Below are 22060 nucleotides of genomic sequence, written 5' to 3' on the forward strand. Positions count from 1 at the left end.
AGTTTATAGAATGGAAATTTGATTTGGAGCGGGAAACGAGACTCGAACTCGCGACCCCAACCTTGGCAAGGTTGTGCTCTACCAACTGAGCTATTCCCGCATTATGGATGGTGAACCAGAAATGCTTTAACTTGAGTTTGAAATTACGGTAAACACTCGTAACTATCAACTTCCCGCATCTCAGGAACGCGCGCTATTATGAACGCCTCAGATAAAGATGGCAAGCCATTTACCCAGACATCAATACTAACCGCTCAAAAGACATTCAAATCTGTATATACCGCATACTTTGCATATGTTTATAGAATGCTGCCATTGCAATATGGTACATTATGTTATCCGAAAATTAACATAATATATACAATTGGCCTCTAATAAGATTTGTACTTGTCGGAATAATTTGCTGGAAATAGATTAGATCCATTTTTAGTCGTATCTCAAACGGTAATGCTCTTAAGTAAAGGCCGAATTATATGACTCTATACTCTCCACCTAAATTTGTTACTGGCAATGACGCCCTTATCGATCTTCTTCTCGCTCAGGCAGAGCTGGATAAAAGCCATAATCTCAATACCGCAGGATTTGTTTCAGGGTATCGGGGTTCGCCATTAGCCCGCTTGGATCAGGCATTATGGCAAAGCGGGAAAAAACTGGCTCAGGCTAATATACGTTTTCACCCTGCAATCAATGAAGATCTTGCAGCAACTGCGATTTATGGTACTCAAAAAGTTGAATCCGACCCCGACCGCAATGTCACCGGTGTTTTTTGTATGTGGTATGGCAAAGGGCCGGGTGTTGATCGCTCCGGAGATGCACTCAAGCACGGCAATGCCTATGGTACTTCACCCAATGGCGGGGTGCTGGTTATTTTGGGCGATGACCATGGATGCGTCTCTTCTTCTATGTCACATCAATCTGACCTCTCACTGATATCATGGGGCATGCCGGTCTTACATCCCGCTTCCGTGTCTGATTACCACGATGTGGGATTATGGGGCTGGGCCGCCTCTCGTATCAGCGGGACATGGATTGGTTTCAAAGCAATCAGTGAAGTCGTAGAAAGCTGTGCTACCCGGGAAGAAAAAACGCTTCCTGAGTATAAGATACCGGAAATAGATCCCGGGCCGACTGGGTTACATTGGCGCTGGCCTGACCTTCCCAGCCCTTTGATAGAACAACGGCTGGTCTATAAGCTGAAAGCTGTTCAGGACTTCGCCAGACTCAACCCGATAGACCAACTCATCGCACCATGCCAGCATCCGCGCGCTTTATTAGTTACCGTTGGTAAAGCTCATCATGATGTTCTGGAAGCACTGCGTATCGGAGGGCTGACACCTGCTGAACTGGCAAAAAATGGTGTTGCTCTTCTCCATGTCCGACTGGTTTATCCTTTATCACCCCTTCTCAGTGAGATGGCATCACAGGTTGCTGATATTTTTGTCATTGAAGAAAAAAGTGCTGTCGTTGAACTGCTTCTCGCGCGGGATCTCATTAATTTGCCAAGACAAATTAACCTGATTGGGAAACACGATCATCTCGGCAACAAATTAGTCTCTACAGATATGGAGTTACGTCCTTCCGGGCTTGCCCCTCTTCTGGCGGATTGGTTAAAAAAATTCGACTTACCTCTTTCTGTTCCTTTGGAATGGATAACCCAGACGACATTACACGATATCACGCTGCCCAAACGTACACCTTATTTCTGCGCTGGCTGCCCCCACAGTACTTCAACCCGTCTGCCTGAAGGCAGTCAGGCACAAATCGGCATCGGATGTCATGTAATGGCAGCATGGATGGACCGTAATACGGGTTACGGCCTGACCGCAATGGGGTCAGAAGGTGTTGACTGGATAGGCCATTCCGCCTTTATCAATCGCTCTCATGTGTTTCAAAATCTGGGAGACGGAACTTATTTCCATTCGGGGCATTTAGCCATTCGTCAATCCATCGCTGCTGGCAGCAACATCACCTATAAGCTGTTATTTAATGATGCGGTCGCAATGACAGGAGGGCAGGCTCTGGATGGCAATATAACGATCCAACAAATTGTCTCTTTAATGCTGGCTGAAGGGGCTAAAGACGTTGTCGTCGTCACCGATAACCCGGATAAATATAAAGGCCAGAATAGCCTTCCTGCCGATGTCAAAATTTATCAGCCGGATTATCTCGAAGATGTGCAGAAACGTCTGCGGGATATCAAAGGCGTGACAATCATCATCTATGAGCAGGTCTGTGCAACAGAATTACGCCGTAAAAGAAAAAGAGGGTTAATCCCACAAGCAAAAAGGCGGGCTGTGATCAATGAGGCCGTTTGTGAAGGCTGTGGTGATTGCCAAATTCAATCCAATTGTCTTGCGGTTATTCCGGTTGAAACACCGCTGGGCACTAAACGTGCGATAGATCACCATGTCTGTAATTCCGATCTATCCTGCCTGAAAGGCTTCTGCCCCAGTTTTATTACTATCGAAAACGCCAATCCCGTTCAGGATGCCAGCACAATAATGTCGCAGGAAGAGATTGATAACCTGCTGATTAAACTACCTGAACCAACAATAAAAATGGCAGAGGCTCCCTTTGAAATTTTATTAGCCGGTGTCGGAGGAAACGGTATCATTACTGCTGGTCATATGCTTGGTCTTGCTGCCGAAATTGAAAAATACGCTGTTAATCTGCTTGATTTTACAGGCTTCGCTCAAAAAGGGGGCGAAGCAATGACCCATATCCGATTGAGTCAGAATACCGAACAATTGCATCAGGTCAGAATCGATCGGGGGCAGGCTGATCTTGCTATTGCGGCTGATTTAGTCACTGTCACAGGGCAAAATTCACTGGAAGTGATGTCAAAATCAAAAACCAGTTGTGTACTGAATACCCATGAGACGCAAATCGGCGCCATGCTGAGAAATCCGGCAATAAGTTTAGATCAGGCCAGAATACAGGATACTCTCCGCCAGTATTGCCGGACATTACAATCCATTGATGCCGAGCAGATTGCAGCCGATTTGGTTGGGGACAGAAATCAAACTAATATCGTTTTAATCGGTTACGCTTGGCAGCTTGGTAAAATCCCAATCAGCCTAAGCTCTATCGAGCAGGCCATACAGAAAAGTGGCATAACAAATCATGTTATAGAGAATGCACGGCGCGCTTTACATATCGGTAGAATTGCGGCCGTGCAACCAGATATCCTGAATAATTCACTGCATGTTGAACCGAAGCAGACCATCAGAACACTGGATGACCTCATTTTGCACCGATACCAGCTTCTGGTTGAGTACCAGAATGAAAAATATGCACTGCGGTATCTCAGCCGTATCGCTCAAATCCAACAGGTTACGCAGCAAATTGATGCCGAAGGGCTGGCGAAATCTATCGCAGAAAACTTATTCAAGCTGATGGCCTATAAAGACGAGTATGAAGTTGCCCGCCTTTACGTCAAAACCGGGTTCTTAGATAAGCTCCGTTCACAGTTTGATAAGACGGATAAGATCCGCTTTCACCTCAGTGCACCATTTTTCAATCGTAAAGATCCCAGAACGGGTGAAAGAGGAAAACGGGAGTATGGCTCCTGGATAATTCCTGTTTTTCGCTTTCTCGCTGCCTGTAAGCCATTGCGCGGTACTATTTTTGATATTTTTGGCTATCAGGAAGAACGGAAACAAGAAAGGGATTTACTATCCGAATATGAACAACTCATTGATCTACTCGTAGAAAAATTAAATCGCAATAACATGGAGATCTGCCAGAAACTCGCTGTTTTACCCGACCAAATCCGTGGTTTTGGGCATGTGAAGCAAAAAACGATAAAAAATATGCAGGAACGCAGGGAATTATTGCTAAAAGAGCTTGCTGAAATGACGTGTTGAAATACCTATTAAAAACAGATGGATATCACTGGCTACGGTGATATCCATCCATTTTATTATTTTTTAGTGAATGGAGTGTATCAAGTCCCGAATTTATTAATGATTTTATTAATATCGTTGTCACAATCTTGCCCTAACCTCCTTCTAACAAACTATCGTTATAATGTACGCCGTTAAAACTTTTACCCGTTGATGTTTTTATACTTTTTTTAGCTGATTTATGACTCATATTTTCATCTTTTTTCTGGTCTAACAGCGTATTCAGTTGATGAGTTAATTCCTCATTTTCCTTTTTCAGTTTGACATATATACTCCCCGCTTCTCGCATGCTTTTCTTAAACCTACCACACACTTTAATATATTTTTTATAAACTTCCTCAGCCTCTTTCTTGTATTTTCCATATGAGTCATTAAATTTATTTCTTAATTTTATTTCATGAAAACTACGCTCTAGCTTTTGGTAAGCTTTAAACACTTCCAGTTTATTAGAAAAAGCAGAAAAATTAATGATAATGGGTTTGTTTTTATCAATTAAATTAATGTAAATTTTTTTACCCAACAATAAAACATCATCTATTTCATTAAACGAACCTGAGAAAATAGTTTTATTATTTTTATGTTCTTCTATGATTAACTTATCTTCAGTGGCATTAGTATTTAATCTGAAAATATAATTGTCGAATTCATAACTGTCACTTTTATTAATCTCATTCATAATCATTCCTCATTTATCTCCTGATACCAATCAAATCTATTTTCTAAAAATCGATATAAATTAGATAGGTCATCACTTTGCTTTAAATTAGAAAGTTTAACTCTATGAATGATACTTTTAGATGTAATTGGTTGTGATGTATCTAATAGTATCGAGAGGGGCAGCATATATTTGAAAAATATTTATTTCGATTATGCTATTTGACCATCCGTTACCAAATAAATCAATCAAAAGCTGTTTATCAGTATTTCAGGAATAAACAGGGGAAAATCACAAGAGCAGAGATCGGTCGGTAATCAGGATGTTGTTAAGTAAAACAGATACACCACAATTCACAAGAATGGATTTGCATAATAAAAAAACAAAAAAAAGCGCCTTTCAGCGCTTTTTTCTATGACTTGCAGATTATTAATAATCTACCGTCCTGAATTTGGAGCGGGAAACGAGACTCGAACTCGCGACCCCAACCTTGGCAAGGTTGTGCTCTACCAACTGAGCTATTCCCGCATAGTTAATGCGTTATTGAACATATAAAACACTCAACTCATTGATTAGGTTGATGTTTTATCTTTAACGGCATCAAGATGGGCGCCATTATGAACTTATTTAATAAAGATGGCAAGTATTTTACACGCCATAAAACATCAAGTGCTCAAAATACATGCTAGCAGACCCAATAAACACCACTACCGCCTTAATTATCGCTCAACATCTGCACATTCTCTCTTTAATAAAAAACAAAAAAACATGAATTGTGTAGCCTCTTGACTAAAATTTGACATCGAATTAATCTAATATTCAATTATTAAATTGAATGATATTTTTATGTTCCACACTGCTTTTTATCGACAATCAAAATACAGCTACATTGAGGAAATCCACCGTGAATAACATGGCGTCAGAGAAAATAAATACAGAAGCCTCACCAGAAGTATCAGATAAAAAACATCGGGATATACCTCTCTCCATATATTTACTCGGATTGACGATATTCATCCTGAATACTTCCGCGTTTATGGTTGTGGGCATGATGCCATCGTTAATGGATGCGTTTGACGTTACAGTCACTGATATCGGCTACCTGCTTTCACTCTACGGAGTAGGAATGTTCATCGGCGGGCCGATATTGACAACGATATTTGGCGTACTTCGGATCCCCAACAAGCAAGCGCTGCTTTGGATATTAACGCTCTATAGTATTGGAGGGGTCATAGCCGCAATTGCCGGGAGTTATTATGTTATGGCTATCGCCCGCGTTATGACCGGTTTTGCAGGATCGGCCTGCATCGGCATTTCTTTGGCAATCTGTGGTGAAGTGGTTAAAACAGAAATAAGAGGAAAAGCGTCATCGATTGTATTCACAGGCATGATGCTGGCAAATGTTCTGGGCGTTCCCGCAGCGATCATGATCGATCAGTATCTCGGCTGGCGCTTCAGTTTTTGGTTAATCGTTATCTTCACCATTATTTGTACTTTGATTTTATGGACAAGGGTGCCATTTTCACACAATACAGCCAATATCTGTATCAGCGAGCAACTTGCCTCATTCAAAAATGGGAAACTCTGGGCAGCTTATGCGTCAAGCGCTCTGATTATTGGTGCTTCTTACGCTGCTTTCAGCTATATCTCTGTTATCCTGACTGAAATTACAGGGTTATTACCCACTATCATTCCTGCTGTTCTTGGCTTTTACGGCGTTGCAAACGTCATCGGTACTTCGCTCACAGGTCGTTTTGCTGATCGTCACACCTTTGCAGTCCTGACAATCGGGATCAGCATACTGACAATATCACTGCTGATATTCGCGCTTTTCCCGGAAAACCGCTATATCAGTGTGATCGCTTTTTTAATCATTGGCATTGTTGGTGTCTCTATGAGCCCGGCTCTGATTACACGGGTTATGCGCGTGGCAAATGCAGGCCCTTTGGTTAACAGCGTCCATGTCGCTTTCATTAATAGTGGTTCTGCCTTTATCTCATGGGCTGGAGGGTTAAGCATTGCCGCCGGGTATGGATTAATATCACCACTTTGGATTGGCTTAATTCTGGCTGTTTTTGCTTTACTTTCGCTTATGCCACGTAGTGTCAGAACGGCAATGACATTGCACTGAACAAAAAATTTACTTAAAAGCAGTTTGTATCAGGAGTATTGTCAGAATTTGGGGAGTGATAAAAAATTCAGGGCTGAGTCTGATAAAAAAGATTTGGAGCGGGAAACGAGACTCGAACTCGCGACCCCAACCTTGGCAAGGTTGTGCTCTACCAACTGAGCTATTCCCGCTTAATTTTGGTGTGCTGTACTTTTGAAATTCTTCATCGGTACGGGGAGCGCATTATACAAATAATTCACCTTATGGCAAGTACCAAGACGAAAAAAATTGGACTTTCTTTTTAACTGGTCAGTTATCAAACGAGAAATCTGTTTAGTGATTCAGATAGAGATATCTTACTTTGATTGATACATATCCATATTTGATCGTGTAGCTCAAATGAGCTACAGTACACTTATTAATCAAAGGAGGTTTAAATATGGCCGCAAATGCATTTGTTCGCGCTCGCATAGATGAAAAATTGAAAAATGAAGCAGCAGCTGTACTAGCAAGCATGGGGTTAACCGTTTCCGATCTAGTTCGCATAACACTCACTAAAGTCGCCACAGAAAAAGCTTTACCATTTGATATGCGTATTCCTAATGAGCTAACAGCTAAAACCATTGCCAATAGCCAAAAAGGCATTGATGTTCACCAAGCAAAAGATGCTGATGATATCTTTGATAAACTGGGTATCTAATCACTCATGAAACAAAGGGCTATTGAATATTCCACTCAGTTTCAAAAAGATGTGAAGTTAGCTCAGAAAAGACATAAAGACATAGAAAAACTGAAAGAGCTAATGAAACTCTTGATTAACAATGAGTTGCCATTGCCTACTGTTTACAAAGATCATCCGCTACATGGTAACTATAAAGGCTATAGGGACGCTCACATAGAACCGGATTGGATCCTCATCTACAAAATAACCAGTGACCTTCTCCGATTTGAACGCACAGGAACACACTCAGACCTATTTTAAATTGCTAGCAACGCAAGTAACGATAAACGTTGATTAAGTGGGTTTCCGCCCCACTTAATCAACTAACATCAGCAAAATACCGCCATTTACTTCTGAATAAAATGCTCGCGGTAGTAAACCAGCTCCGCAATTGACTCCCGGATATCATCCAATGCCTGATGAGTATTTTTCTTGCTTAAACCCGCCAGCATTTCTGGCTTCCAGCGACGAGCCAACTCCTTAAGTGTGCTGACATCCAGATAGCGATAGTGAAAATATTTTTCCAGCTCGGGCATATAACGGAACAGGAAACGGCGATCCTGACCAATGCTATTACCGCAAATAGGGGATTTTCCTGCCGGAACCCACTGCTCCAGAAACGCTATCGTCGCTTTTTCAGCTTCAGCCTCACTAAACGAACTCTGTTTTACACGCTCCACTAAACCACTGCCAGTGTGAGTCCTGACGTTCCATTCATCCATCAGGGCCAGTTGCTCAGCTGGCTGGTGTACCGCAATAACCGGTCCTTCTGCAAGAATATTCAGCTCTGAATCTGTCACGATAGTTGCAATTTCAATTATGCGATCGCGCTCGGGATCCAGACCCGTCATCTCTAAATCTATCCAGATAAGATTGTTCTCACTTTTTGACATGATATATCCTAGGTTCCTTTAAAACAGGTAATCTGTATCAGAGGTGTATCATAGCGTTTTTGATCACCCGCAGCGATAACCAGCAAGATAGATGAAATAAGTGAGGTTCGGTGGCTAAAAGTAAACTCTCCAAAGGGCAGCAACGCCGTGTGCAGGCCAATCACCAGCGCAGGCTAAAACAGCCGCTCAGCAGGAATGACGCCCAAAAACCAGAGCTGGACGACAGCCAGTTTGGTGAGCCACAAGAAGGGCTGGTTATCAGCCGATTCGGGCAACATGCAGATATTGAGGCCGCAGATGCCTCCATACAACGCTGTAATATCCGCAGGACAATTCGTTCACTGGTTACCGGTGATCGTGTCGTATGGCGTCCTGCCTTACAGCTTCAGTCAGATGTAAGGGTCAATGGGATCGTAGAAGCGGTTCATGAGCGTACTTCCGTGCTTACCCGCCCTGATTATTATGATGGTATTAAACCCATTGCCGCTAATATCAACCAAATTGTGATTGTTTCCGCTATCTTGCCTGAACTCTCACTGAATATTGTCGATCGTTATCTGGTCGCCTGTGAAACACTCAATATTGAACCCTTGATAGTGCTGAATAAAATCGATCTTCTGGACGATGAAAGCCGTGCATGGGTTAACGGTGTCATGGATATTTACCGTCACATCGGGTATCGGGTACTGGAAGTTTCCAGCCATACCGGAGAAGGCATTCCTGAACTGATCCAATTACTGGCTGATAAAATCAGTATATTCGCGGGTCAATCAGGGGTCGGGAAATCCAGCCTGCTGAACACCCTGCTTCCGGACAATGAAGAAACCATTTTGGTTAATGAGGTTTCAGATAACTCCGGTCTGGGTCAGCACACGACGACGACAGCGCGTCTCTACCATTTTCCACAGGGAGGAGATGTCATTGATTCTCCCGGCGTCCGGGAATTCGGCTTATGGCATCTGACACCAGAACAGGTGGTACAAGGGTTTATTGAATTTCGTGATTACCTTGGAAGCTGTAAATTCCGCGATTGCAAACATCTTGATGATCCCGGCTGCGCTTTACGCGATGCACTGGAGCAAGGCGCTATTGCAGAAGAGCGCTTTGAAAACTACCACCGGATCCTGGAAAGCATGGCACAGGTTAAACCACGCAAAAATTTCACTGAAGGTCAAAAGTAAGGCAATAATTAGCAATACGTTGCCCTGACATTCAAGGTAAGGGCAGGTAGAATAGCGGACTTTTGCCCAATTTTCCTATAAACATTGGCCTATAAAACACTTCAAGAGGTTGACGTGCTGGATAATATTAAAATCAGACTACAATATTTACTGCCAAAGCAATGTATTACTCACTTAGCAGGCTGGTTCGCCAATAAAAAAGCAGGCTGGTTGACACAACTTGTCATTAAGGCTTTTGCTAAAGTTTATAAAGTTGATATGAATGAAGCCCAGAACTCATCTTTTCAGGCTTATTCAACCTTTAACGAATTCTTTGTCCGGCCACTAAAAGAGGGCATTCGCCCCGTCGTCAATGAAACACACCTGTTGGCACTGCCCGCAGATGGAGCCATCAGCCAATTGGGGGCCATCCGGGAAGAGCAGATTATTCAGGCTAAAGGTCACTACTATACTGTAGAAGCACTATTGGCCGGGCAGCACCAACTTGCTGAACAATTCCGTAATGGCCAGTTTGTGACGATTTACTTATCACCGAAAGACTATCACCGTGTTCATATGCCATGTGACGGCGTATTGAAAGAGATGATTTATGTTCCCGGCGATCTGTTTTCAGTCAACCCGTTGACTGCCGCCAATGTACCGAATTTATTTGCACGTAATGAACGCGTTATCTGTATGTTTGATACTGCTTTTGGCCCAATGGCACAAATCCTGGTTGGTGCCACAATTGTGGGTAGTATAGAGACTGTCTGGAGTGGCTGTGTCACTCCGCCACGCGAAGGTATTATCAAGCGTTGGGTCTATCCGGCAGAAGGCGAAGAAGGGGCTGTTTCTCTCAAGAAGGGAGAAGAAATGGGCCGTTTCAAATTGGGTTCAACCGTAATCAACTTGTTTGCCCCTAATCAGATTCAGTTTGCTAATAACTTATACAGTGGTTCACAAACCCTGATGGGTGGCCTGCTGGCACAGGCTATCTCAAGCGATGAAGAGCATGATCAAGAGCATATTGAGCAAACAACTGACGATGTTTCCATGAATCAAAATAGCGCCAGTTAATTTATTACCAAGGAGCCCCTTATTGTGCGCCTGATTATCAGTTTATTTCTTAGCCTGCTTATTGCGAATCTGGCTTTTGCCTCTACAACACAGCTGGATGAAAACCAGCTTAAACAGGAGCTGAAACAGATTGAAAGCAGTAAAAATCCGCAGGACGCTGAAATTGCGCAAGCACTGCAAGGGGCTATCACTTGGATTAGTGATACAAAATCCGCCAAGGAACGGATTGCAAAATACCAACAGTCAATTGATGATTTCCCAAAATTAATCAAAGAATTACGCCAGAAAATACTGGCAGCCAGTGAACCACCGCCTGCTATTCCGGCTAATCAGACCATCAGCAGTCTGGAACAACAGATTATCCAGCTCAACAGTCAATTACTGGAGCAGGAACGGCAGTTACAACAAGAACAAGAGAAAATCCGGGAGATTAGTGAGTCCGTCAGTCTCATGCCTCAACAGCAAACAGAAGCCAGACGCCTGTTAGCTGAGGCCACTTCCCGGCTTCAGTCATTAAATCCACCTTCTGCGGGACTGGGTGACGCCCAGTTAACGCTTGCTCAGGCAGAAGTGAATGCCCGCAAAACGGTGACCAGTGAACTGGAGATGGCACAACTTTCTGCTAATAATCGGCAGGAGATTGCCCGCTTACGAGCAGAATTATTTAAAAAACGCTATCAAAATCTGGATATCCAGCTCCAGCAACTTCGTAGCCAGTTAAACGCCCAGCGGCAGCAAAAAGCAGAATCAGCTCTTGAGCATACTGAAATGCTGGCAGAACAGAATGGTGGAAAACTACCTCAGTTTCTGCTGGATGAACTTCAGCAAAACCGCCATCTCTCACAAATGCTCAATCAGCAGACCCTACGCATGGATGCTATTGGCTCTCAACAACGCAAAGCGGCCGATGATATTCTGCGGGTACGCCAGACCCTTAATACTATCCGCGAACAGGCGCAATGGCTGGGTGATTCAACAACATTAGGCGCCGCGTTAAGGGCACAGTTAACCCGCATCCCTGATGTCCCTAAATCTCAGCAGCTCGACCGAAATATCGTTGAATTACGGGTTGAAAGGCTGAAATATGAAGAAATGTTGGAACACTCTCAGCGGGAAAGCGAACAGACTCCTATTACAAATAACAGCCTGACGCCAACCCAAAAACAGGTTTATGATTCCCTTATCCGTACCAGAAAAGAGTTACTTAACTCCCTGCTTTCCGGTTATGACAGCGAAATATTGGAATTAACAAAACTCAAAGTCTCTACCAGCCAGTTAAATGAGGCATTGAAAGAAGTTAAGGATGCCACACACCGCTACCTATTCTGGGTAGCGGATGTCGATCCCATTTCACTGCATTACCCTCTATTGGTTGTACGGGATTTAACCCGATTACTTTCTCTGGATACAATTTCCCAACTAGGCATTGCAATCCACGTGATGCTGACAACGCAGGATACCTTGCTTTATCTGCTGGGTACGTTGTTACTGGTGATATTCAGCATCAGTTCACACCGCCAATATCACGCTTTCCTTGAACGTTCCAGCAACCGTATCGGCAAGGTGACACAAGATCACTTCTCTCTGACCATAAGAACCGTGTTCTGGTCTGTTGTGGCGGCTTTGCCCCTGCCAATGCTCTGGTCAGCGATTGGCTACGGTCTGAAAAATGCTTGGCAGTATCCAATGGCAACCGCTATCGGTAACGGTGTCAGCGAAACAACGCCAATCTTATGGATTTTCATGCTCAGTGCCGCATTTGCCCATCCGAATGGTCTGTTTATTGCTCATTTCCGCTGGCCGGAAGAACGCGTCAAACGGGCAATGCGCTTTTATCGGGTATCAATTTTCCTGATTGTGCCATTGATGATGGCGCTAATCACCTTTAACAATTACAGTGATCGTGAGTTTGGTGCAACCCTCGGCAGATTATGTTTTCTCATGCTCTGCGTCTCGCTGAGTCTGGTCACAACCAGTCTGAAACGGGCAGGTATTCCACTGTACATGGATAAACATGGGTCAGGTGAAAACGTCATCAACTCTGTTTTATGGTGGATATTACTTTCTGCGCCGATTCTGGCCGCGCTGGCTTCTGTACTAGGTTATCTGCAAACTTCGCAGGCCCTGTTAGCACGGTTGGAAACCTCCGTTGCCATCTGGTTCTCCCTGCTGGTCATTTATCACATAACCCGTCGATGGATGTTAATCCAGCGCCGTAAAATTGCGTTCGAAAGGGCAAAACAACGCCGGGCCGATATCCTCGCCCAGCGCGCTAAAAGTGAAGAAGATTCCAGCAACATTAACAGCAGTGTTGAAGGGGTGATTGAAGTTGAAGAGCCGGTTATCGATCTGGATGCAATCAGTGCCCAGTCTTTAGGTCTGGTACGCTCCATCCTGACGATGCTGGCACTGGTTTCACTTATCCTGTTATGGTCAGAACTACATTCTGCGTTCTCTTTCCTTGAAAATATCCGGTTATGGGATGTCACCACAAGCATCAACGGTATTGATACTATCCAGTCAATCACGCTGGGTTCTATCCTGATAGCCATTCTAGTCATTATTATTACGACTCAGCTTGTCCGTAATCTCCCTGCATTACTGGAACTGGCACTGTTACAACATCTTGAACTGACACCCGGTACAGGCTATGCCATCACTACCTTAACCAAATACGGTATTACGCTAATCGGCAGTATCGTCGGTTTCTCATTAGTAGGTATTGAGTGGTCAAAACTGCAATGGTTAGTTGCAGCAATGGGGGTTGGTCTTGGTTTTGGGTTACAGGAAATTTTTGCCAACATTATTTCCGGGCTGATGATCCTGTTCGAAAAACCAATCCGTATTGGTGATACCGTCACTATCCGTGGGCTGACCGGTAGCATCACCAAAATTAATACGCGGGCAACGACTCTGACTGACTGGGACAGAAAAGAGATCATCGTTCCCAATAGAGCATTTATTACTGAACAATTTATAAACTGGTCATTGTCTGATACCATCACCCGTATTGTCCTGACGATCCCTGTTCCCGTGGAAACAGAATCTGCGAAAGCAACAGAAATATTACTGACTGCTGCAAAACGATGCCCGTTAATTATCGATAATCCGATGCCTGAAGCCTATCTGGTTGACCTGCAACAAGGGATTCAGATTTATGAACTGCGAGCTTATGCCGCAGAAATGGGGCATCGTATGCCTGCTCGTCATGAAGTACATCAGTATATTTTGCAGGAATTCCATAACCACAATATCACCCTGCCATTCCCGCCATTTCAGGCTCGTGTTGATATTTTCGGACAGGAGATCCGCAGTGCTACAACCAACACATCAGGTCGCAATCTTCCACGTAAACCGGGAGATCTATAATTTAATTTAGGGAAAAAGAGAACAAAAATATGGTAAGGCGCATCCCTGTTCAGATAAGTGGCTTACTGGCATTAAATGGTGTTTCCATTCTGGGAAACACCATTACAGAAATTGCCATTCCTTGGTTAATTCTGGAAATATCAGGTAGTCCATTATTGGTTGCTGCTGTGATGTCAGCCAAAATGCTGCCATTAATATTATCTGTTTTTTTCAGTGCACAATTGGTTGATCGGTACGGCGCATTTCGGATCTCAGTATTATCAGATTTCGTTAATTTCCTGAGTGTCTTATTCATCCCCGTATTTTATACAATGGATATTCTTCACCTTTATCTTTTAGCGATTTTATTAATATTTTCAACTATTCTGGATGCCCCAGGGCGTCTGGCAAAAGATATTATGCTGGCAAAGGAAATAAAACTGCATAAAAGAGAGAATGAATTAATCAATGGCATAAATAGTACCATTGAAAATATTTGTGATCTTGTTGGCCCTGCTTTTGGCTCACTCATTATCGCCATGCTGGGTACAATTAATGCGTTATACTTCGATGCGGTGAGCTTTTTAGTTGTTGCTCTTGGTATTATTATTCTGAAAAAACATTTTGTCTCTGATATAAATCAGACAACGGAAGCCCCTTCTCTACCGCACCGTTATTTCCTTGAAGCCTTGAGCTACATTAAATCAGAGAAGGAACTGTTTTCTGTTCTTGTCCTCAGCTCAATCATCAATTTTGTTATCACCCCATTCCTGACTGTTTATCTGCCTTACGTAAATAAAACCGAATTTAATTCCGTTATCAGCCTTGGGGTTTCAATGACATGCTTTGGTATAGGCACGGCTCTTTCCTCTTTGCTGTACGGTATCTATGGAAAAAATTTCTCCAGCCACCGTATCCTTCTCTCCGGCTACAGCCTGCTTGGGTTATGCTTCCTGTCTTTGTCTCTATTCAGTGGGCAATATATTCTGTTTATCCAGCTTTTTATCATCGGCTGTGGCATTGGTTTCTCTGCTCCCGTAGAAATTACGTTGATTCAACGCAAAGTACCTGAAAATCTGTTTGGCAGGATAATGACTCTGTTTACCTCTACCCGGTTTATCAGCGTTCCTGTCGGGTATATCTTTTTCGGTGCTGTGCTGGAATCCAGAATCGCCCAACAAACACCTCTTATTATGGCGGTAATAGTATTGAGTGGAATATTAGTTTATTTACTTCTGCGAGGAAAAAGGGGGAATTTAAAATAAGGAAATGCGGAAAAATAAGGTGATTTTTTATTTATAAGAAAACGCTGTTATAAAATCATAAGCAGCGTTTTTATAGTTTTGGCAAACTAAAGAAAAAGATCAAAGAGATATTACTATATTAACGCAGTCCCTTCGGGTCAGCGCCGTATTCATTACTGCCTTCTGTACCTTCCAGAAGAGTAAAGATAAATACGACAATACCGCCAGCCGGGATAATATTCAGTAATAACCACCAGCCAGAACGATTAGAATCGTGCAGACGGCGTACTGATACTGCCAGTGATGGGATAAAAGTTATTACCACATAAAGAACAACTAATATGAGTCCGATGGTCTCACCAAGAAGTGAGGATAATATAAACACTGCCAAAAGGGCCAGCATATTAAACAGATAAAACATCCAATATTCTTTACGACGTGCACGCCCGGAAAAATCAGCGTAATTTTTTAAAACCTGAACATACCAATTCATAATATTACTTCTTTAAGAGAAAATTTTATAAAACAAAAGGAGACAAACTATAAAGGATGCGGGATTTTATACTCACTTATCTTTTAAAGTCCACACCACGCCCTTAAAGAAATAACATTGACCAAACCATGTAATCCTCCGATATTTAATTAATAAAGTCTGCCCAATATAAAATACAACGTAATTTTAATATATATTCTTCTACTTCATATCAAAGTTAGCTATCAATTAATCAGAAAAAAAAAGCCAATTAATGCAGCATTAACTGACCATAAAATAACATTTGTTTAGCATGCTTATAATTAATTAAATCATTTAAAAAAGAAATGATGCTCCTGAAAAATACTCTAATCAATTATCAATCATCGCGCACATGCAAAAAATGCGGTTACACCAGCCATGATATTTACATAAATTTAACAACATCCTATTATCCCAGCTTAAATAATAAACATACTCTTATCGTTTGAGATGATATGAAAACCTTATCCGGCAGACCATGGTTACTAATAACTTTTTTCCTGATAGCAAATCTTTTCTCTTCAATTGCTGTTGCAATAGGAATGTATCTTATTCCGTGGTATATCAGCAATAATGCAGGTGATCCTTCTGCTCTGGCAACAACTGCCATGTTTTCTGCTGTGTTAGTCCTTTGTTTGACTCCTTTTATTGGTAAAATAATCGATTCCTTCAACCGAAAATCAATCCTGATGTTTATCACCATTGCAGTTCTGATACTTTTCCTGTTTCTTTCTCTCTCAGGTAATACATTTTCGAACCAATTGTATGCCCTAATCTGTGCCTATATCTGCATTCAGATTTATTTCGCGGTTTTCTATACAACCCGCCAGGGATTTATTAAAGATGTTTTTCAGGCCAGTGAGCTGTATCGTATTAATGCCATTCTTGAAATAGAATCCCAGTCTTCGACACTCATTGCAGCATTATTAGTCGTTGCTTTTTCGGGTTCAACTGACATTGATATTTTTATGCTACTGGCATGTATGACGTTTATTTCCCTTATTATGCTGACAGTCATCCCTTACACCTCCAGAAATATCAGTCATGGAAGTGCTCCTGAATCTCAACAATCCACGCTTCCTTTATCATTTTTAAAAACTGACTTATTTTGCTATATGTCGATGGGTGCAATTCCCTTCATCTGCATCATGACAATCAATATTATCCAACCCCCATTTATGAATAGTGTGCTTCAGCAACCTATCAGTTCTTATGCTACTTACGGGATTATCTACGGCTGTGGGGCGATTCTGGTTGGTTTTATTATGGGAAAAATATCCAATCATTATTCTCAACGCAATCTGGTGTTAGTGTGCACGCTCATTTTTACAGTGACACTCGGTATCATCGCTCTGTTTCCAACTCTTGAAGTGATTCTGATTTGTGGTTTTTTCCTCGGATTCAGTAATTCAGCATCACGGATATCAAGCAACAACCTTATTCTACAGGAAGTTGATTCTGAGGTAATTGGCCGGGCATTTTCATATGGACAATTTTTCGCACTGTGCGGCAGGATCATTGCGACAGGGCTTGTTCCACTCATTTTTGTTAGTGATTACAAACTAGTATGGAATTATGTTTTTGCTATCAGCCTTATTGCACCAGCCGTGTTGTTGGTCAGGCGGTATTTAGATCAGGCAGAACCCAGTGAAGCACGATAATAAGTAAGTTTATCGCTCAGGCTGGCAGCCACAGGACTCACCAATTTGTAATTCAAACTCGAATTCACACTCCTGTGCCCGGCCACTCCATGTTCTCAATATCTTGATGGCTGTTTGGGCCATTTGATCAACCGGCTGACGAACAGCAGTCAAAGAAGGCACATTATACAAAGATTGCTGAGTCGCATTGAAACAAACTAATGCGATATCGGCAGGCACTTTTATTTTATGTTCGGCCAGTGCACGTAAACAACCGAATGCCTGCAACTCATTGGAAGCAAACACGGCCTGAGGCAACTTTCCTTTCAACATGCGTAGCGTCGCTTCATAGCCTCCCAATCGGGTATAATCTGTAGAGAAAATCCATTCTTTCTTTATCGCCAGATTTGCTTGTTCTAACGCATCTCGCCAGCCTGAAAGGCGATCTTGTGTGTTTAGCATGCTCAGAGGCCCACAAATAATGGCAATATCCCGATAGCCATGCTCTGTCAGATGTTGAGTCACTTTAAATGCGGCAATCCGTTCATTAACTCGGATTGCACTGACATTTGAATCAGCATAAACCCAATCGAGCATCACACAGGGAGTTCCACTGGCTTGAATCAAATCAATATAAGGATGGCGATCCACACTCGTGTACAGTAGACCATCAATCTGACGATTCAGCAGATTATTAATCAGCTCCTTCTCCCTCATTCGATTATCGCCTGAATCCCCCGGTAGCAGTACTTGCCCATGTTTAAAAGCCTCCAACTGCAAGGCATGAGCGACTGAAGAAAGGAAAGGATTGGATATATCCGGCAAAATCAGGCCATAAGCATGAGTTGATCCAGAAACTAACGCCTTGGCAATATTATTCGGGCGATAACCTGTTTTTTTTATCGCTGCCAATACACGTTGACGAGTTGCTTCAGCTACAGGGCGCGGGCCATTGTTAATCACATAGCTGACAACAGCTACCGAGGTTCCGGCTTCTTTCGCAACATCATTACGTGTAACTTTTTTCAAGCGGTCATTCATATATCTATGCGAGTTCCATCATATTGGATTGCAGGGTATTAAATTGCATCTTCAAGTAAATTCAAATCTCTGCCACGTGTTTCAGGTGCAAAAAATGTCGTAATAAACCCGATCCCTGCCATCGCTGAAAAATAGCATGCAATGGGCCACCAGTGACCGCTAAAAGAGAATAAAGCTGCGGCAACCAATGGTGCAGTACCTCCAGATAACATCGCACCTAATTCTTTCGCAAATGCCATTTTGGAGTAACGATTGGTGACACCAAAGAGTTCGACTCCCCAAGCAGCCTGTACACCAAAAATACCGAGTGAAGCCAATCCCATGCCCACAACAATAGTCAGAATGACGACGATCGGTTCACGACTGTCCAACAGGGAAAAAGCAGGAAATGCATAAAAAATCAGTAATAGACAAAACCAGCGATAAGTAATGCGACGCCCAAAGCGATCAGAAAAATAACCGGCCAGAGGGATGATGATAAAACCCAACACTGACGCTATAAGTACTGAAATTGTCGGAATAAATTTATCCATCGCCAGTACGTTTGCAACATAACCAATGATAAACCCCTGAGCCAGATATGACGGCCCATTTTCGCCGATGCGCAACCCCACCATCAGCCAAAATGCGCGACTTCGCTGCCAAAAACAACGCCCACGTTCAGGTATTTTATCTTGTTCTTTTTCAATTAATACCCGGCTTCGTTCTTCTGCCAGCATCGCTTTATAGCGTTCAAAAACCGGCGTTTCGCTCATATAGCGACGTATGAATAAGGCTGCTAGTGCAATCAAAAAGCTGCACAGAAATGGAATGCGCCATCCCCAATCCAGTAAACTCTTTTTATCCATCGTCAAAACCAGCAACCAGACCAGTGATGCCAGTAACGTTCCACCATTAGAGCCAAGAGCGATAATGGATGAAACTAAACCTCGCTGTTTAGGTGGTGCAAATTCCCCCAGAATTACCGTACCGCCAGATAATGCGGCACCCGCGCCGAATCCCTGTATAAATCGTAAAATCACCAAACAAATCGGTGCCCAAACACCAATATGTGCATAACTGGGAATTAAGCCAATTAACGTCGTTGAAATTCCCATCAGCATGACAGTCATAACCATGACAAATTTACGGCCTTTTCGATCTCCCAGCCAGCCGAATACGAGCGCCCCAATAGGGCGGGCAATAAACCCGACAGAATAAGTGGCAAAACTAGCTAATAACGCGATTGTCGGAGTCACTTCCGGAAAGAAAATATCAGCAAAAATGATACCAGCAGCTAAACCGTAAAGTGCGAAATCGGCATATTCCATCGTCGTACCGAACCAACAGGAAAAAATCGCTCGCCGAAACCCTTTTCGCCCTTCCGGTGTAGCCAGACACGCTTCAGAAGCATGCCGTAACTCAGTGATAACTGGCTCCGTATTTTCACACGGCATAACAAGGTATTCCCTGAATGTTGGAACAGTGAATTTTTAACTCCAACATAATATTTCTGACAATATTATTTTTATTCATCGATTATTTTCACACACCAGAATATCTACTCGCGTAGACTGTAAAAATACAGGAATTTAATTATTGAAATTCAGCAACAACTATCATAGAAAATTTAATGATTGTAATTAATAAATTTTAAAACAAGAGGGTTAAAAATAATCTCTATATCTACGCAGGGAATTTTCATTACGGTATATCATTAAGACAAATGTCACGTAATAATATGATATATAAATAATTAAATTAAAAATGACAGTCATAACAGAACAACACTACAAAATAATAATATTTGTCATAATAAATAATGAAATTATCATATCTAAAAATAATGTTGCTAATTTTGACTTTCAAATATAAAAACAGCATCCAATTGGATGCTGTTTTTATATTTGATAAGTGAAACCAACACACTCAGACTTGATACATTTTCTGCAAATAACATGACACCGCATCATCAGCATTAGAACCTATGATTTCCATCTCCGGCAGAGTATCTTTCAGGCGCTGATGTGCTCCCTCCATAATGCAGCCTTTACCAGCCACACTCAGCATTTCCCGATCATTCATGCCATCACCGAACGCAATGCAGTCACTTAACTCATACCCGATGGACTGACAGACCTGTGCCAATGCTTCCCCTTTGGATACACCGCCTGACATGATTTCCAGACAGTTTCTCAGTGAGAAGCTGACATTGACTTTATCTCCCCAGCGAGCTTCAATCCTTTCTTCCAGCTGAACCAGATAATCATGATCTTCGCTGGTATAGTAAACCTTACATACCCCATTCACAGGGAAATTGTCTCGCTGGAAAATCTGATAATGGAAATCCGATTCTTTAAAGAATTCGGTTTGTTCCTCGCTTGCCCGATTAACCCACCAATCATCGTTATTGTAATAGTTGGTCAGAACATCCGGGTTATCAAATTCCAACAAACATAAATCACGGGCAATTTCCGGAGCAAGGTTATGGCTGAAGACCAAATCTCCTTGTGAGTTATGTACCCTCGCCCCATTTGATGTGATCATGTAAGCATCAATACCCAGTCCATCCCGGATCTGCCCTACATCAATGTGGTGACGCCCTGTTGCAAAGATAAAGTGAATTCCTTTATCCGTCAGCAGATTCAATATTTTCTTTGTATACGGTGTTAATACGTGATCGGGAGATAACAGTGTGCCATCTAAATCAGAAGCAACAACATGGTACATGGTTCAAATTCCTAAGCTAAATTAATTTTGGTCAAAAAAATCACAAATCGCATTCAGGGCCTGTGCTCTCAATGCGTCTTTTTCGAACAGGATTTCATGGTGTGCCCCTTGGATAACCAGAGGATTATATTCTTCTTTTCCTGCTCCGGCTTTTTGACGGGATGCACAAAAAGCCAACAACTCCCGATTACTAACTACTTTATCTTCGCTTGCTTTTAAAACGATGAGTGGTGTCTGAATTTCGCCGGCCTTTTCAATGAGGTTATCGCCAGCCCGCATACTTTCGCGCATCCAGCGGTAAGTCGGGCCACCAAGGCGTAATTCAGGATAATCTACATAATAGCGTAAGTATCGCTGGTAACGAGCATAACTGTGAGTTAGCAGGTTGATAAAATAGGGTAGCGGACGCCATTGCCCGGTTAAGACGGCATATCTGTTACGCCTCCTAGGATAGGGTTCAGCCTGATTAACTAAAAAATTTGCCATCCAACGAGGCATCGGCAAATTAATACCAAACATAGGGGCACAGAGAGCCGCCGCACGGAATACTGATTCATGACGTAACAGAAGAGAACTCAGGATTGCTCCTCCCATTGAATGGGCTAGTGCATAACAGCGATGCGACTTAAGTGAAGAAATTTCGAGTTCAATCAGTTTTGCCAGATCATCTACGTAGTGATCAAACGACTCAACATGCCCTTTCTGAGGATCCGTCAGCATTCTGCCTGAACGCCCCTGACCGCGATGATCAATAATAAGAATGTTGTAACCCAAATGGTAAAAATCATAGGCTACCTCCGGATATTTCACATAACTTTCGCTACGCCCCGGAGATATCACCAATGTTTTATCATGATGAGGTGAACTGAAAGAGACATAACGGATAGGGATATTATCAACACCCATGAATTCACGTTCATCTCTGATATTCCAAAAATCCAGCAATAATCCATTTGTAAAAGCAGAAAACTGAGGCTCACGGTTTAGCCAGCTTGCTTTTAGTCTCTCAGGTACCATTATCATCCTCTATACCCGCTGTCTTT

The 22060-nt window shown here is 42.6% G+C and carries 16 protein-coding genes and 3 tRNA genes; 9 read left to right on the top strand and 10 right to left on the bottom strand.

Translation table 11 applies throughout. The annotated features are described in order from the left end of the window. Nucleotides 1-24 precede the first annotated feature (24 nt). Nucleotides 25-100, bottom strand: a tRNA-Gly gene (locus AAC855_RS12215). Nucleotides 101-473: 373 nt separating this feature from the next. Between AAC855_RS12215 and AAC855_RS12220 the strand changes: the two genes are divergently transcribed. Then, nucleotides 474-3866 carry an indolepyruvate ferredoxin oxidoreductase family protein gene (locus tag AAC855_RS12220; RefSeq protein WP_340609919.1) on the top strand — a complete coding sequence of 1131 codons (3393 nt, stop codon included), beginning with the start codon at nucleotides 474-476 and terminating at the stop codon, nucleotides 3864-3866. Between the two features lie 133 nt (nucleotides 3867-3999). Here AAC855_RS12220 and AAC855_RS12225 read toward each other — a convergent pair whose 3' ends face one another. Together AAC855_RS12225 and AAC855_RS12230 are read right to left on the bottom strand one after the other, a co-directional pair. Beyond that, nucleotides 4000-4581, bottom strand: coding sequence for a hypothetical protein (locus AAC855_RS12225; protein ID WP_340609920.1), 582 nt, complete (start codon nucleotides 4579-4581; stop codon nucleotides 4000-4002). A gap of 431 nt (nucleotides 4582-5012) precedes the next feature. Continuing rightward, nucleotides 5013-5088 (bottom strand) — tRNA-Gly (locus AAC855_RS12230). A gap of 385 nt (nucleotides 5089-5473) precedes the next feature. Here AAC855_RS12230 and AAC855_RS12235 point away from each other — a divergent pair. Continuing rightward, the gene (locus AAC855_RS12235; RefSeq protein ID WP_340610015.1) at nucleotides 5474-6691 is read left to right on the top strand and encodes an MFS transporter; all 1218 of its coding nucleotides are present in this window, start codon (nucleotides 5474-5476) and stop codon (nucleotides 6689-6691) included. 94 nt (nucleotides 6692-6785) lie between these two features. On the opposite strand, the gene AAC855_RS12240 is transcribed toward AAC855_RS12235, so the two are convergent. After that, nucleotides 6786-6861, bottom strand: a tRNA-Gly gene (locus tag AAC855_RS12240). A gap of 248 nt (nucleotides 6862-7109) precedes the next feature. On the opposite strand from AAC855_RS12240, the gene AAC855_RS12245 reads away from it, so the two are divergent. Together AAC855_RS12245 and AAC855_RS12250 are read left to right on the top strand one after the other, a co-directional pair. Continuing rightward, entirely contained in the window at nucleotides 7110-7370 is a 261-nt protein-coding gene (locus tag AAC855_RS12245; RefSeq protein ID WP_340609921.1) for a type II toxin-antitoxin system RelB/DinJ family antitoxin, read from the top strand. A 6-nt stretch (nucleotides 7371-7376) separates the two neighbouring features. Beyond that, nucleotides 7377-7652 (top strand): type II toxin-antitoxin system YafQ family toxin, encoded by a 276-nt coding sequence (locus tag AAC855_RS12250; protein WP_340609922.1) that lies wholly within the window; start codon nucleotides 7377-7379, stop codon nucleotides 7650-7652. Nucleotides 7653-7738: 86 nt separating this feature from the next. Here AAC855_RS12250 and orn read toward each other — a convergent pair whose 3' ends face one another. Then, the gene (gene orn / locus AAC855_RS12255) at nucleotides 7739-8284 is read right to left on the bottom strand and encodes an oligoribonuclease (RefSeq protein WP_099109345.1); all 546 of its coding nucleotides are present in this window, start codon (nucleotides 8282-8284) and stop codon (nucleotides 7739-7741) included. 110 nt (nucleotides 8285-8394) lie between these two features. Here orn and rsgA point away from each other — a divergent pair, with 110 nt between their 5' ends. The 4 genes from rsgA to AAC855_RS12275 all read left to right on the top strand — a co-directional run bounded on the left by rsgA (nucleotide 8395) and on the right by AAC855_RS12275 (nucleotide 15134). Further along, a complete protein-coding gene (gene rsgA, locus AAC855_RS12260; protein ID WP_340609923.1) occupies nucleotides 8395-9465 on the top strand; it encodes a small ribosomal subunit biogenesis GTPase RsgA in 1071 nt (356 codons plus the stop codon). A 114-nt stretch (nucleotides 9466-9579) separates the two neighbouring features. Further along, complete coding sequence (gene asd, locus AAC855_RS12265) at nucleotides 9580-10521, top strand: archaetidylserine decarboxylase (RefSeq protein WP_340609925.1); 942 nt, start codon at nucleotides 9580-9582, stop codon at nucleotides 10519-10521. A 24-nt stretch (nucleotides 10522-10545) separates the two neighbouring features. After that, nucleotides 10546-13890 carry a miniconductance mechanosensitive channel MscM gene (gene mscM, locus AAC855_RS12270; protein WP_340609926.1) on the top strand — a complete coding sequence of 1115 codons (3345 nt, stop codon included), beginning with the start codon at nucleotides 10546-10548 and terminating at the stop codon, nucleotides 13888-13890. Nucleotides 13891-13919: 29 nt separating this feature from the next. Next, complete coding sequence (locus tag AAC855_RS12275; RefSeq protein ID WP_340609927.1) at nucleotides 13920-15134, top strand: MFS transporter; 1215 nt, start codon at nucleotides 13920-13922, stop codon at nucleotides 15132-15134. A gap of 118 nt (nucleotides 15135-15252) precedes the next feature. On the opposite strand, the gene AAC855_RS12280 is transcribed toward AAC855_RS12275, so the two are convergent. Continuing rightward, nucleotides 15253-15606 (bottom strand): DUF805 domain-containing protein, encoded by a 354-nt coding sequence (locus AAC855_RS12280; protein ID WP_340609928.1) that lies wholly within the window; start codon nucleotides 15604-15606, stop codon nucleotides 15253-15255. Nucleotides 15607-16082: 476 nt separating this feature from the next. Here AAC855_RS12280 and AAC855_RS12285 point away from each other — a divergent pair, with 476 nt between their 5' ends. Next, complete coding sequence (locus tag AAC855_RS12285) at nucleotides 16083-17288, top strand: MFS transporter (RefSeq protein WP_340609929.1); 1206 nt, start codon at nucleotides 16083-16085, stop codon at nucleotides 17286-17288. A 9-nt stretch (nucleotides 17289-17297) separates the two neighbouring features. On the opposite strand, the gene AAC855_RS12290 is transcribed toward AAC855_RS12285, so the two are convergent. The 4 genes from AAC855_RS12290 to pldB form a co-directional block, all read right to left on the bottom strand. Then, on the bottom strand, nucleotides 17298-18308 hold the full coding sequence (locus tag AAC855_RS12290) for a LacI family DNA-binding transcriptional regulator (protein ID WP_340609930.1): 1011 nt from the start codon (nucleotides 18306-18308) through the stop codon (nucleotides 17298-17300). Between the two features lie 38 nt (nucleotides 18309-18346). After that, entirely contained in the window at nucleotides 18347-19744 is a 1398-nt protein-coding gene (locus AAC855_RS12295) for an MFS transporter (protein WP_340609932.1), read from the bottom strand. A gap of 472 nt (nucleotides 19745-20216) precedes the next feature. After that, a complete protein-coding gene (gene yigL / locus AAC855_RS12300; protein WP_340609933.1) occupies nucleotides 20217-21017 on the bottom strand; it encodes a sugar/pyridoxal phosphate phosphatase YigL in 801 nt (266 codons plus the stop codon). 21 nt (nucleotides 21018-21038) lie between these two features. Further along, nucleotides 21039-22034 (bottom strand): lysophospholipase L2, encoded by a 996-nt coding sequence (pldB, locus tag AAC855_RS12305; RefSeq protein ID WP_340610017.1) that lies wholly within the window; start codon nucleotides 22032-22034, stop codon nucleotides 21039-21041. Nucleotides 22035-22060 lie beyond the last annotated feature (26 nt).

It is taken from the genome of Xenorhabdus bharatensis, assembly GCF_037996705.1.
Classification (GTDB): Bacteria; Pseudomonadota; Gammaproteobacteria; order Enterobacterales; family Enterobacteriaceae; genus Xenorhabdus; species Xenorhabdus bharatensis.